This is a genomic window from Arthrobacter sp. LjRoot78, assembly GCF_964254335.1.
In the GTDB taxonomy this organism is placed as follows: Bacteria; Actinomycetota; Actinomycetes; order Actinomycetales; family Micrococcaceae; genus Arthrobacter.
Genome location: NZ_CAXUTG020000001.1, coordinates 2,231,812 through 2,244,745 on the forward strand (window position 1 = coordinate 2,231,812; position 12,934 = coordinate 2,244,745).

Genomic DNA, 12,934 nt, shown 5'->3' on the forward strand with positions numbered 1-12,934 from the left:
TTCGAATGAGCAAACCAATCGTCGTCGGCATCAACGGCTCCGCGGGAAGTGAGGCCGCAATGTCGTGGTCGCTGCACCGGGCGGCCAAGCTTAAGCTCCCGGTTATTGCAGTCCATGCAGTGGACGACCGGTGGATGTCGCCGGACTTCCAGTATCACGAACTGATCAGGGAATCAGGCATGGAGTTGCTAAGGCAGGTCCAGGAGGATGCCGCCAAGAAGGAACCAGGCGTTGCCGTCGATGTGCAGTTGCGGCACGGAAGCGCAGGCTCAGCCCTGAAGGAAATATCCAAAGAGGCCGCCATGCTGGTCATCGGCTCACACCACCGCCACTGGGCCGACGGAGGACCCATAACGGACCGCGCCCTTCAGGTCGTTACCGCGTCCGACAGCCCCGTGGCAGTCATACCGCAGGCCCAGGGGCCGCAGGGACGCGGCGTCGTAGTGGGCGTGGACGGCTCGGAGGAGTCCCTGCAGGCTGTGGCGTTTGCCGCGGCGGAAGCCGACCGCGAAGGGGATGAGCTGACCGCCCTGCTGGCGTTCCGGCGCCCCGCCCGCTGGGTCCAGAGCGGGATGCCTGCGAGCGGCCTGGCTGAAGTCATTGAGGAAGAGGACAAAATCGTGCTCGCCGAATCGGTCGCCGGGCTGCGGGACAAGTACCCGGACTTGGTGGTGAACCAGGTGCTCGACAAGGACACTGATCCGGCCAAGGCCCTCGTGGAGGCCGCCGCGAACGCGCGGCTCCTGGTGATCGGCAGCCGCGGACGCGGCGGGTTCAGCAGGCTCCTGCTCGGTTCCACCGCCCACGCGGTCCTGCTGCGGGTCCCGTGCCCCACGGTGGTCACCCGGGTGCACAAGATCAAGCACGAGGAATAGCAGGCACACCTCCGTTGCACGAAAAGTGGCCCCCTCCGTGGAGGGGGCCACCTTCGCGTCCGGAACCAGTTGCCCGCTTCGCTGACCGTTCTTGGGTGTCAGGTTATGCGCCCCGGATCCACGTGCGGCCTAGATCCGCCGGGGTGCTAGATCCATTTGGGTGCTGGGGGTACTTCGGGCAGGTCAGCGTCCGACGCCGGTGTCGCGGCATCCGCCGCTGTGCCGGCTGTTGCTGTGGTGCTTGTTGCTCGCACCTCGTGGGTGCCGCGTCCGGTGGCCCATTGGGTGATGGCGGTGAGCGGGCCGGTGATCAGTGTTGGGTTCTCCGCGCTGGTGTCGCCGAACGTCAGGTCTGTGCCAGTGACCCTGATGAGTAGTCCGGTGTCGGTGCCGCGGGTGTGCCAGGCATTGGTGATGTCCTTCAGGAGCCGTTCGAGGACGGGGGCGGGGATGTCGGTGAAGCTGGCGCCGTTGTCCAGGTCCACGGCGTGGACCCAGACTTCACGGGTGCGCATCCAGACGGTTTCCTCGGCCGGGACGATCCGGCCCTGGGCTGTTTTGACTTTGTGGTGCCAGGCCTCGGCCGGGAGGTCCCGCCATTCGACGTTCAGGTGCACCGCGGAGTGGTCGAACAGGTGCCGCAGCGCGATCGGCGGAAGGGTGGCTCCGAAATTGATCTCGTGGTCGCGCACCGACGTGGAGGCGTACATGGGTGTCTCCACGCCGGTGGCTGCCCACTCGATCAGCCGCGCGATGGCCCGCGCGTTGTAGCCGATGTGGGCCGTCACGTGCCGCCGGGTCCAGCCCGGCAGCAGCGAATCCCCGTCCAGGTCCGCGTCGGAGAGCTCGTTGAGCTTGCGGGCGAAAAACGCCGTGCCCCGCCGTGCCTGCAGCAAACCCTCGAGCAGGACCGGGTCCGTGGTCTGGTCGTGGCGGGCGACCATCAGGCTTCCTTGACCACGCGGTTGCTCAGCTGGCCCAGGCCCTCGATGGTGGTGACCAGGATCTGGCCTTCCTGCAGGTAGCGCTTGGGGTCCTGGGCGTGGCCCACACCTCCCGGGGTGCCGGTCGCGATCACGTCACCGGGGTTAAGGGTGATGATCGTGGAGATGTAGGAGACCAGGAATTCGGGGGTGAACACCAGGTCCCCGGTCGGGGTGGACTGCTGGACTTCGCCGTCCACGGCCGAGGTCATCAGCGGGCCGGCGGTGAACTCATCCTGGGTGACCAGGGCGGGGCCGAACGGGGTGGAGTTCTCCCAGGTCTTGCCCTGGAGCCACTGGATGGTGCGGAACTGGTAGTCGCGCATGGACACGTCGTTCAGCACCGAGTACCCGGCGATGTGGTCCTTGGCGTCCGCTTCGCTGATCCGGCGGCCCTTCTTGCCGATCACCACGGCGAGTTCGGCTTCCCAGTCCACGGTGTCCGATTCCTGCGGCAGGGCCAGGTCATCGTTCGGGCCGATCAGGGATTCCTGGTACTTCGCGAACAGGGTGGGGTACTCCGGGATCTCCCGGCCCATTTCCTTGATGTGGTTCCGGTAGTTGTGGCCCACGCAGATGATCTTCCCCGGGAACGGCACCACGGGAGCAAGGTCCGCGCCTTCGAGCGGGTGCGTCGCCCCGGTGGCGGCCTTCGCCTTCTCTTCCCAGGCGGAATCCTTCAGGAGTTCCCCGACGTCGGCGAACCCGTCGATCTCGGTCAGGGTCGTCCCGTCCTGGCGGACAGCCACGGTGTTCTGGCCGGTGCCGGCGGGGGTGCGGAGGGTGAGGAGTCTCATTACTTGGTGCGTCCTTCGATGTAGGTGCGGTTGAAGTTCAGTCGTTCAAAGATCGGGGCGTCGCTGAAGCGGAACAGGTCAAAGGTTGCGTTCGAGCCGGCGCCGGCCTGCAGGGACCACTCGGCCCAGGACGGGACAACGAACAGGTCACCCTTCTCCAGGGTCCTGCTCTCGCCGTTCAGGGTCGCGGTGCCGGTGCCTTCGAAGACCTGCCAGACACTGGAGCCGACCTCGCGGACCGCTTCAGTGGTCGCGCCGGCGCGGAGGCGGTGGAATTCGGCCCGGATGGTGGGCATCACATCCCCGCCCGTGGTCGGGTTCGTGTACCGGACGGCGGCGTGGCCCTGGGACACGGTGGCCGGGTGGCCCTCGTCCTCCAGCAGCAGCTGCTCGCGCAGGGCGGCGTCGGTGTATTCCCACCGGTACGCCGCGATGGGGGAGCTGGTGGTGTCATCCAGGCCCGAGAGCGGACGCAGGCCCGGGTGGGCCCAGAGCCGCTCGGAGCGGGAGATGTCCGGGGTGGCCTCGTCCGTGACCCGCTCGGTGCCGAACTCGAAGAACCCGGCATCGGCGTAGTGCACGAACGGGATGTCCAGCCCGTCGATCCAGGCCATCGGCTCATCAGTGTCGTTGTGATGGCCATGGAAGTTCCAACCCGGAGTCAGCAGGAAATCCCCGCGGGACATCCGCACCGGATCCCCGTTCACCACCGTCCAGACACCCTCGCCCTCAACGACGAAGCGGAACGCGTTCTGCGAGTGCCGGTGCTCCGGAGCGGTCTCGCGGGCACCAAGGTACTGAATCGCAGCCCACAACGTCGGGGTGGCATACGGGGTACCGGCCAGGCCGGGGTTCGCCAGCGCAATAGCACGGCGTTCCCCGCCACGGCCCACCGGGACCAGGTCACCGGCACGGGCCGCCAGCGGGTACAAGTCGCTCCACCGCCACACATGGGCCACCGCCTTCGGGGACGGGACCATCGGCATCAAATCCGCGATCTCAGTCCACAACGGGATCAGGTTCTCCCGATCAAAATCCCGATACAGCTGCTCAAGCTGCGCAGCCTCCTCCGCCGTCGGCTCCGGCAAGGCGTGGCTGGTAGCCACTGATTCATGAGTTGTGTTCTCGGCGCTGATAGACACAGGTGCCTCCTCGGTGAGTGCGGAACAGTTCGTTGGCGTGTCTCGACTCTACGGAGGGCTTCCCTGTGAGCTCCAACATATTCTGCTGGCCAGAATTGCTAGTCCGCGTCGGCCGGATTGGCCGCGATGTCTATCTCCAGCTGACGGCAGGTTTCCCGCAGGGCGCGGACGAGCCCGGCGTCGAACACACGGCGGAAGCGGGTCGCCGGAGTGGCGACGCTGAGCGCGCCGACCACGTTTCCGTGACGGTTGTGCAGGGCAATCCCGAGGGCGCTGACCCCCTCCTCCGTCCCTTCGAAATTGGCGGCGAAACCGTTGCTGCGGATGGATTCCAGCTCGCGGAGGAACGCCGGGTATTCCGCGTCCGGGATGGTGTCGCCGCCGATTTCGGCGTTGTTGCTGCGGAAGAGCTGGTCAATCATTGGCGTTTCCAGTTCGGCGAGCATGGCCTTGCCTCCGGAGGTCTTGTTGGCAGGCATCACCGTCCCTTGCCGGTCACCCACTCGCAACACATTGTTTCCTTCCACGGTGGCCAGGAAACGCGCTTTCGTGCCCACCCGCACCATGAGGTTGACGGTCTCGTTGAGTTGCGCGGACAGCAGCTCCATGTGCGGCTGGGCGAGGGAGCGGAGCAGCCTGGTCCAGCTCAGCCCGGCCGGCCCGACACCCATGGCCGGACCTGGCACGTAGCGGCGGGTTTCATCCTGCACCGCGAACCCGCGGTAGACCAGCATCGCCAGGAGGCGGTGGGCGGTCGACGGGGCAACGGCCAGCTCCTCCGCTGCGTCCTTGAGCCGCAGCGCCCCGCCGTCGCGGAGCAGCTGCAGAAGCTGCAGCGCATTGTCCACTGCCTCGATGGAATAGGTGGGCCGCTTCTGCACGGGTTTCCGGACTGTTCTGGATGCGGGTTTGGGGGCTGGCTCTTTCTGCACATCAGAATTGTATTGTGGTTCACCTCCAACGGCCATGACAGTAGTGGCATGAATCACACACCTTCCGCTGCAGTGCCGCAACGGTCCTCGCCGGGGGCTTCCGCCCCCACAACCGTTGATGGGCCTGCATCGCGGTTCTCGAAAGCTTCGGCCGCCGCCGTCCTCGTCTGCTGGCTACTGGTGGTCTTCGATGGCTATGACCTCATCGTCTACGGGACTGTCCAGTCGTCCCTGATCACCGAGACCGGCTGGGGCCTGAACAAGGCCACCGCCGGGACCATCGGATCCATGGCCTTCCTCGGCATGATGATCGGGGCGATCTTTGCCGGCCGGATGGCCGACTCGTGGGGCCGCCGCCGCACCATCCTGGGCTGCGCCGTCGTTTTCTCCATCTTCACTGTCCTCTGCGCCTTCGCTCCCAACGCTGCCGTCTTCGGCGTTATGCGGCTCCTTGCCGGCATCGGGCTCGGCGGCCTGGTGCCGTCGGCGAACGCCCTTGTTGCCGAACTCGTCCCCACCAAGTGGCGGTCCACCATCGCCACCCTGATGATGTCCGGTGTCCCCATCGGCGGATCAATCGCCGCACTGGTCGGCATCCAGCTGATTCCCGCCTTCGGCTGGCAGTCGATGTTCCTCGTGGCCGTCCTGGCCCTGGTGATCGTGGTGCCGCTGGGACTGAAATACCTCCCGGAGACACTGACTCCGGTCCGTGCAGCAGACAAGGCCGCAGGTCAAGGCCCGGCGAAGGCCGCCGGGAAGGGCCACGCAGTCAGGGAACCGTCCGGCTTCTCTTCCCTGCTCCGGGCACCGTACCTGGGGGTAAGCCTGCTGTTTGCCCTGGCGACGATCGCCACCCTGTTCGCCTGGTACGGACTCGGAACCTGGCTGCCCAACCTCATGCAACTGGCCGGATACAACCTGGGATCCGCCCTGACCTTCGCCCTGGCCCTCAACCTGGGTGCGGTGGCCGGTTCAGTCATTACTGCCTGGGCCGGGACCCGCTTCGGTCCGATTCCGACGGCGATCGCCGCCGCGGCGGTCGCTGCGGGTGCGCTCGTGGTACTGGTCACGGGACCTCCTGTCACCGTGGTCTACCTCATGCTGGTCCTTGCGGGCGTTGGCACCCACGGCACACAGTGCCTGATCATCGCCGCCGTCGCGAGCCACTATCCCGGACACCTGCGGGGCACCGCGCTGGGCTGGGCGCTCGGGACAGGCCGCATCGGCGCCGTCGTCGCACCCCAGGTGGGTGGCCTCCTGCTGGCCGCCGGAATGGGCGTCAACTCCAACTTCATCGCCTTCGCCGGGGCAGCAGCCATCGCAGCGGTGCTGCTGGCCGCCGTCGGCCTCAAACTCAAGTCAAAAATTTCAACCTCACACTCACCTACAGGAGCAAGCAATGTCTGAGCACGCCACGTCCACCGATGTCCTCGTCATCGGAGGGGGAATGGCCGGACTGGCCGGAGCCCTCGCGCTGCGTGAAAACGGCGCCAACGTCACCCTCGTGGAGCGTGCCCCCGAATTCGGCGAGGTGGGCGCGGGTCTGCAGATGGCCCCCAACGCTTCCCGCGTCCTCCGGCGCTGGGGCCTGCTGGAAAAGGCACTGGAAATCGGTGTCCAGCCCAAGCACCTGGTGTTCCGCGACGCCGTCACCGGCGAGGAGCTGACCCGCCAGACGCTCGGCGCGGAGTTCGAGGAACGCTACGGCGCCCCGTACGTCGTAATCCACCGCAGCGACCTGCACCGTGTCCTCCTCGAAGGCTGTGAAGCGGCCGGCGTGACGCTGGTCAACGACGTCATGGTCGAGAGCGTTGAGACCGTGAACGGCCGCGGTGTGGCCCACACGGCGGCCGGCGTGGACTTCGAGGCCGACGTCGTGATCGGCGCCGACGGACTCAAGTCCACCCTGCGTCCGCTCGTGGCCAGCGACGAGCCGGTGCCCTCGGCCTACGTGGCATACCGCGGCACCGTGCCCATCACCGAAAACACCCCCAAGACCGACCTCGAGGACGTCATCGTCTACCTCGGCCCGGACTGCCACCTCGTACAGTACCCGCTGCGCAAGGGCGAGCTGCTGAACACTGTGGCCGTCTTCAAATCCGCCTCCTTCGAGCGCGGCGAAGAGCAGTACGGCGGCGTCGACGAGCTCGAGGCGGCCTACAAGGACTGCGTTCCGGCGGTTCAGGACGCGCTCAAGAACCTGGCCACCGGCATCCGGTGGCCCATGTACGACCGCGACCCGATCGAGAACTGGGTGGCCGGCCGGATGGTGCTGATGGGCGACGCCGCGCACCCGATGCTCCAGTACCTCGCCCAGGGTGCCTGCCAGGCCCTCGAAGACGCCGCTGTGCTGCAGGACGTCAGCAACGGAACCGTCTTCACCGCGGAAGGCATCAACCCGGAAGCCTGGGACGGTGCGATCAAGGACTTCAACAGCATTCGTGCCGGCCGGACCGCCAGGGTCCAGCGCACTGCCCGCGTCTGGGGCGAATCCTGGCACGTCTCCGGGCTTGCCCGGACCCTGCGCAATCTGCTCTTCAAGAGCCGGAAGGACAACGACTTCCAGTACAACGACTGGCTGTACGGCCAGGCCGGCGAGGGAGTTCCCGCGGCACGGAATGCGGCAGCGGCGGCGAAAGTCCCCGCCTAGTCTTACGCCCCAGCCCTAACGCTGCACCCTGGGAAGTGCCGGACTCGTGACCGTGTCCGGCACTTTTCCCGTTGGCACGGAGGCGGTTGCCCGTCCCACCCGCCGTCGGTAACGTTTTTTGTGGAGCATCTGAAGGGCGTGGAGCTCTTGGAGGAAAGGACCCGGGCGTGAGGAATGTCTCCCTCTACCTGGACGTGGACGGCGTGATTTGCCCGTTCGGGGCGGCCGGCACCACGGACTGGGGGAGCCGGTGGCGAATTTCCGACGCCGGGTTGCTTGAAGTCGCATACGCCGGTGAGCTCGTGGAGTCCCTCAACGCACTGTCCAGGACACCCGGCCTCCGATGCGTCTGGCTTACCAGCTGGGAGGAGATGGCACCGGATTACTTGTGCCCCGCGATCGGCCTTGCCGGGCAGGAATGGCCTGTGCTGGCGAGCAATGGACTGGGCAGCGGCGAAGGCTGGTGGAAACTGCGGGCACTGCAGCGGGACATCGAGGTGTCTGCGCCGGACCGTGCCGTCTGGATCGACGACCAGCTCGATTTCGAGACCGAGGCCCGGGCGTGGGCTTCCATCCTTGGCCCGCGCCTGCTGCTGATTTCGCCGCAGCCCAGGCGTGGATTGTCCCGCGCTGAGCTGGAGGCCGTGCGTGCTTTCCTTTGACCGCCGGTTGTTTTGTCCTCACGGCGTTGACGCGTACGATCGATAAGGTTTCAAGCCCCTTCCGAACAACACCACCTGAACTTCCGGCAAACACCGGGGTAACGCTGCGTGCGGACGGGGCACCGGGGAAGTGGAACTGCTGACCGTCGACTCTGCAGATTGGGCAACAGGTGGAAATCACCGTCATGGTGGCGCTGGTAATAGCGCTGGCACTTTTTTTCGACTTCACCAACGGTTTTCATGACACCGCGAACGCAATGGCTACGCCTATTGCCACCGGTGCCATCAAACCCAAGACGGCGGTTGCCCTCGCAGCGGTCCTGAACCTGGTCGGAGCCTTCCTTTCCACCGAAGTGGCCAAGACTGTTTCCGGCGGAATCATCAAGGAAGGGTCCGACGGCATCCAGATCACCCCGGACATCATCTTTGCCGGCTTGATGGGCGCCATCCTCTGGAACATGATCACGTGGCTTAAGGGACTCCCGTCAAGTTCGTCACACGCCCTCTTTGGCGGCCTCATCGGCGCAGCGATCGCCGGCATCGGCATTCATTCGGTGAACTTTGAATCCCTCATGCAGAAGGTGATCCTCCCCGCGATCTTCGCTCCGGTGATTGCCGGCGGCGTGGCCTACGTCTGCACCCGCCTCGCCTACGCACTGACCTCCCGGCACGACCCGGAGACCGGCAGCAAGCTCACCCAGAAGCGCGGCGGTTTCCGCACCGGCCAGATCTTCACGTCCAGCCTCGTAGCACTGGCGCACGGAACCAACGATGCCCAGAAGACCATGGGCATCATCACCCTCGTGCTGATTGCCGCCGGAACGCAGCAGCCGGGCTCCGGTCCGCAGTTCTGGGTCATCGCAGCTTGTGCCTTCGCCATTGCCATCGGCACGTACGCCGGAGGCTGGCGGATCATCCGCACCATGGGCTCCGGCCTTACCGACGTCAAGCCCGCCCAGGGATTCGCAGCCGAAGCCAGCACGGCCTCGGCGATCCTGGCTTCCTCGCACCTGGGCTTCGCGCTGTCCACCACCCAGGTGGCGTCCGGTTCCGTGATCGGCTCGGGGCTGGGCCGCAAAGGCACCTCCGTGCGCTGGGGCACCGCCGGACGGATCGCCATCGGCTGGCTCTTTACGCTGCCTGCCGCCGGGATCGTCGGCGCCCTGACCGCCCTGCTGGTGAAGACCGGCGTCGTGGGAGTGGTCATTGCCGCTGTGGCCGGAACTGGCGCCGTGCTGTTCATGTTCGTGCAGTCCCGAAAGTCCCATGTGGGCCACCACAATGCCGTGGAGGTCGAGGAAGCAGGGCAGGCCGTCCGCTTCCGCAAGAAGAAGGCACTGGCCGCCAGCCGCGCCCACAAGCTGAACGGTGGAAACAAATGAAATGGTTGGAACTGGTCCAGGTGGCGGGCGCCACGCTCCTGGCGGCGGTGACGGTTGTGGTCCTTTACTCCGTCGGAGTCCGGTTCACCGCGATCGCGGGTGATTCCGAGCAGGCCACGCCGCGGTGGATGAAGTCGCTGGCGTACGCCTGCTTCGGACTGTGCGGCCTCGCGGTGCTGTTCGGGCTGTACCTGATCATTCCGTACTTCAGCAAGTAGCATCAGCGCCGGCCCCGGCGCCAAGGCTGGAACGCAAGGTGCTGCTCTGGCGGATATCGCCCATCGGGGGAATAGTTAACACTGTTTCAGCGTGTTTGGTCCGGCCCCGGTGCCGGCCGATGCCGGGAGTCATCCCGAAGGGTTCTATCCAGGCCGGTTCCCCTGCCGGGAACCGCAAGCAGGTGGGTCTGTCATGCACAGTCAAACCGGGGCAGCAGCCGGGCTAACAGCCCGACGAACAGGCCGGCGACCCGGCCGGCTCCTGGTCGGGCTGCTGGGAACCATGGCGGCTCTGGGGCCGCTCTTCCTCACCAGCGGATGTGTCATCCCGCCGGCTCCGGGCCCTGGGACAACCACGACGACGGCGGCATCCGCTGCCGGGTCCGGCACCGCATCGACGGCCTCCACTAACGCCCCGCCAACGGTTGCCCCGCTCCCGGGGCCCGGCGACGGGCCTCCGCCCGCGCCCGGCGCCGTCGTCATTCGCTGGGTGCCCATCGGCCCGGCCGCGCCCTCTGACCCGCCGGAGGGGACGCTGTACGAACTCGTGCGGGACCGCAACTGCGCCGGCCTGCGCGAATCGACCCTCAACACGGCGTTTCCTGCCGTGTGGACGGCTGCGGAGGCCACCTGCCAGGCGCTGGCCACGGGTCTGCCCGGAGACTGGGACCGGGCCCGGGCCGCGCTGTCTGGGGTCACAGGCCTGCCGCCCGAAAGGTGCTGGGAAATCAAGGTCACGGAATCCCTGCGCCAGGCCGTGGACCTTCGGACCGCCCACCCGGGAGCCCAGCTTCAAATAAATTCAGCAGGCGCCGGTGATGACTGCCCCCGGCGGCTGACAGGGTTGACTGTCCTTGACGGGGCATTTGCCGGCCAGCCCACCCCCACCGTTTCCTCTGCCGGCGGCACCCAGGTGCGGCTGGAAGGGTTCTTCGTGAACGTGGACAGAATCCTGGTGGACGGCACCCCGATCGACGACGGCGGCCAGCAGTTCGGCCCCCAGTTCGGTCCGTTCGTATTTTCCGCTCCTCCGGCCGCAGGTGCCTCCTCTGCCAGAGTCACAGTGGAGGCCACTCCGCCGGTTTCCGGGGCAGCAGTGCTGGTGTATTCCGACGAGACGCCGCCCGGTCCCGGCCCCACGCCGTCTGAACCGGCCACGTCAGGCCCCGCCACGACCGCGCCGCCGTCCGCGCCGCCGCAGACAGGGGCCACAAGACGGCTGACGGAACCGCAGTCATGAGCGGCGAGCCGGAGGCGGACCCCCGCTGGAAGCGCGCCGTCGACATGCTGGCGGTCATCGGGCCGCCGTTAACCATCGCCACGGCCTTGCTGGTCTACTTCGGCTGGGCACGGACGGATGCCCAGGCGAAGGCGATGGGGCTGGACGTCAGCCTCTTCGGGTACACGGTGCAGGATTTCGTGCTCCGCAGCATCCCGTCGTTGTTCATCCCGCTGGTCTGGCTGCTGCTTGTCGCTGTCGCATGGCTGTCCCTGGACCGGTTGCTGGCCGGACAACTCGCCGCCGGCAGGGTAGCGGGGATCCGGCGGCTCGCGGCGGTAATTCTGTTTACCGGGCTGGCCTGTGCAGCTGCCATGTGGCTGGTGGTGATTGTCCAACCTGAACGCACCGTGCTGTTCGTGCCGTACATTATGGCTGGCGGCGTGCTGCTCGCGGCCTGGGGCCTAAGTCTTTGGCGGCGGACCGCGGAAGCGTCGGGACGCAGCCTTGCCGCACTGTCGCGGGGGTCCGAGAAGACGCTGGTCTTCTGCCTCGTGACCCTGCTGCTGTTCTGGGGCACCTCGGACTTCGCCCAGGCGCTGGGACGGGGACTGGCGGTGAGCTATGAGGAACGGTCCGCGCTCCTGCCCACCGCCGTTGTGTACAGCAAGGACCGGCTGGGTATCAGTGCGCCCAACGTCCGCGAACAGTCCAGCGGAACAGCGGAACATCCCGTGTACCAGTACAGCGGCCTGCGGTTATTGGTGGTCAGCGGCGGGCGCATATTCCTGCTCAACGAGGGCTGGACGCTCCGCAGCGGCAAAGTGGTGGTGCTCCGTGATGATCCCGGCATGCGCGTGGAGTATGGGAACCCCGAGTCCAAATGACTAGGCTGGGGCCATGTCCAGTCTCCAATATTTTGTGGCGTCGTCACTCGACGGCTTCATTGCCACGTCCGACGACGACCTGGCATGGCTCCTCCAGTTCGACGGGTTCGAAGGCGGCCGGGAAAGCTACGAAACGTTCATGGCCGACGTCGGCTGCATCGTGATGGGCGGCGAAACATACGCCTGGCTCATGGAGCACGAGCCCGGCAACTGGCCCTACCCTGACACCCCCAGCTGGGTTTTCACCCACCACGAACATTCGGCCCCGCGGGGAGCGGACATCACGTTCATCCGCGGCGACGTCCGCGAGTTCATGGACGACTTCACGGCGGAGGCGGCCGGCAAGAACATCTGGCTGGTAGGCGGGGGAGAGCTCGCGGCCCAGTTCGCCGACGCCGGCCTGCTGGACGAAATCATCGTGTCCATCATCCCGGTGGTGCTCGGTGCCGGTAAGCCTGTGCTGCCCATCAAAACAGGTCCCACCCGGCCGTTGGAGCTGGTGGCGTCCAACACCATGGGCAGGGGAATAGTCGAGCTGCGGTACCGGCTCGGCTGAACATGCTCGGCCAGAAGGTCAGGGGGCGATATCCCGGATCAGGTTGGTGATGCGGGCCGTGGACAGCCGGCGGCCCGTCTCGTCGGTCATCACGACCTCGTGGGTCGTGAGCGTGCGGCCCAGGTGGATGGCCGTGCAGGTTCCTGTCACAGTGCCAGCGGCAATGGCCCGGTGATGGGTCGCTCCCACCTCGATCCCCATAGCCTGCCGTCCCGGACCGGCATGCATCCCGGCAGCGAACGAGCCAAGCGTCTCTGCCAGCACCACATGGGCGCCGCCGTGCAGGATCCCGGCCACCTGCGTGTTGCCTTCAACCGGCATGGTGGCCACGGTGCGTTCGGGGCTCATTTCGAGGAAATGGATCCCCATCTTCACCACCAGCGCGCCAACGCCGTATTCGCCGAGCCACTCATGCATTTCTTCGGGAACGCCAGCGGCTGCCAGTTCGGCGGCGAACTGCCCGGGCGTGAAATTGTCCATCATGGGAACTAGGCTGGCACCTGTGAGTGAAACTACCAAACCGGCCCCTGCCCCTCTTTCTGCAGGCACTGCAGCAGACGTCCTACCCGCAACCGAGTCCACTTCCGTGGCTGTGGCCCAGCCCGACCGGAAAACCACACGTACCGCGGAG

The 12,934-nt window shown here is 66.5% G+C and carries 14 protein-coding genes; 9 read left to right on the forward strand and 5 right to left on the reverse strand.

Annotated elements, in window-relative coordinates; genetic code table 11:
- The first annotated feature begins 5 nt into the window (after positions 1 to 5).
- Entirely contained in the window at positions 6 to 875 is an 870-nt protein-coding gene (locus ACSQ1X_RS10325; protein ID WP_436057614.1) for a universal stress protein, read from the forward strand.
- Between the two features lie 146 nt (positions 876 to 1,021).
- Here ACSQ1X_RS10325 and ACSQ1X_RS10330 read toward each other — a convergent pair whose 3' ends face one another.
- The 4 genes from ACSQ1X_RS10330 to ACSQ1X_RS10345 all read right to left on the reverse strand — a co-directional run bounded on the left by ACSQ1X_RS10330 (position 1,022) and on the right by ACSQ1X_RS10345 (position 4,729).
- A complete protein-coding gene (locus ACSQ1X_RS10330; protein ID WP_436057615.1) occupies positions 1,022 to 1,819 on the reverse strand; it encodes a maleylpyruvate isomerase family mycothiol-dependent enzyme in 798 nt (265 codons plus the stop codon).
- The gene (locus ACSQ1X_RS10335; protein WP_436057616.1) at positions 1,819 to 2,655 is read right to left on the reverse strand and encodes a fumarylacetoacetate hydrolase family protein; all 837 of its coding nucleotides are present in this window, start codon (positions 2,653 to 2,655) and stop codon (positions 1,819 to 1,821) included. Before ACSQ1X_RS10335 ends, ACSQ1X_RS10330 begins: the two co-directional genes overlap by 1 nt.
- Positions 2,655 to 3,797, reverse strand: a complete 1,143-nt coding sequence (locus ACSQ1X_RS10340; RefSeq protein ID WP_436057617.1) for a cupin domain-containing protein — start codon at positions 3,795 to 3,797, stop codon at positions 2,655 to 2,657. The genes ACSQ1X_RS10335 and ACSQ1X_RS10340 overlap by 1 nt, the downstream gene beginning before the upstream one ends.
- Before the next feature lie 98 nt (positions 3,798 to 3,895).
- A complete protein-coding gene (locus tag ACSQ1X_RS10345) occupies positions 3,896 to 4,729 on the reverse strand; it encodes an IclR family transcriptional regulator (protein WP_055805990.1) in 834 nt (277 codons plus the stop codon).
- A 48-nt stretch (positions 4,730 to 4,777) separates the two neighbouring features.
- Between ACSQ1X_RS10345 and ACSQ1X_RS10350 the strand changes: the two genes are divergently transcribed.
- From ACSQ1X_RS10350 to ACSQ1X_RS10385, 8 genes are all read left to right on the forward strand, one after another.
- A complete protein-coding gene (locus tag ACSQ1X_RS10350) occupies positions 4,778 to 6,136 on the forward strand; it encodes an MFS transporter (RefSeq protein ID WP_436057618.1) in 1,359 nt (452 codons plus the stop codon).
- A complete protein-coding gene (locus tag ACSQ1X_RS10355) occupies positions 6,129 to 7,379 on the forward strand; it encodes an FAD-dependent oxidoreductase (protein WP_055805985.1) in 1,251 nt (416 codons plus the stop codon). Before ACSQ1X_RS10350 ends, ACSQ1X_RS10355 begins: the two co-directional genes overlap by 8 nt.
- A 167-nt stretch (positions 7,380 to 7,546) precedes the next feature.
- Positions 7,547 to 8,041 carry an HAD domain-containing protein gene (locus tag ACSQ1X_RS10360; protein WP_436057619.1) on the forward strand — a complete coding sequence of 165 codons (495 nt, stop codon included), beginning with the start codon at positions 7,547 to 7,549 and terminating at the stop codon, positions 8,039 to 8,041.
- Between the two features lie 170 nt (positions 8,042 to 8,211).
- Positions 8,212 to 9,423 carry an anion permease gene (locus ACSQ1X_RS10365; RefSeq protein ID WP_436057620.1) on the forward strand — a complete coding sequence of 404 codons (1,212 nt, stop codon included), beginning with the start codon at positions 8,212 to 8,214 and terminating at the stop codon, positions 9,421 to 9,423.
- Positions 9,420 to 9,641 carry a hypothetical protein gene (locus tag ACSQ1X_RS10370; RefSeq protein WP_055805976.1) on the forward strand — a complete coding sequence of 74 codons (222 nt, stop codon included), beginning with the start codon at positions 9,420 to 9,422 and terminating at the stop codon, positions 9,639 to 9,641. Before ACSQ1X_RS10365 ends, ACSQ1X_RS10370 begins: the two co-directional genes overlap by 4 nt.
- Before the next feature lie 193 nt (positions 9,642 to 9,834).
- Positions 9,835 to 10,881 (forward strand): hypothetical protein, encoded by a 1,047-nt coding sequence (locus ACSQ1X_RS10375; protein ID WP_436057621.1) that lies wholly within the window; start codon positions 9,835 to 9,837, stop codon positions 10,879 to 10,881.
- Entirely contained in the window at positions 10,878 to 11,747 is an 870-nt protein-coding gene (locus ACSQ1X_RS10380) for a hypothetical protein (protein WP_436057622.1), read from the forward strand. Before ACSQ1X_RS10375 ends, ACSQ1X_RS10380 begins: the two co-directional genes overlap by 4 nt.
- Positions 11,748 to 11,760: 13 nt before the next feature.
- Positions 11,761 to 12,303 carry a dihydrofolate reductase family protein gene (locus ACSQ1X_RS10385; RefSeq protein WP_055805969.1) on the forward strand — a complete coding sequence of 181 codons (543 nt, stop codon included), beginning with the start codon at positions 11,761 to 11,763 and terminating at the stop codon, positions 12,301 to 12,303.
- Positions 12,304 to 12,321: 18 nt separating this feature from the next.
- Here the strand turns inward: ACSQ1X_RS10385 and ACSQ1X_RS10390 are convergent, their stop codons facing one another.
- Positions 12,322 to 12,786 (reverse strand): hotdog fold thioesterase, encoded by a 465-nt coding sequence (locus ACSQ1X_RS10390; protein WP_436057623.1) that lies wholly within the window; start codon positions 12,784 to 12,786, stop codon positions 12,322 to 12,324.
- Positions 12,787 to 12,934: the final 148 nt, after the last annotated feature.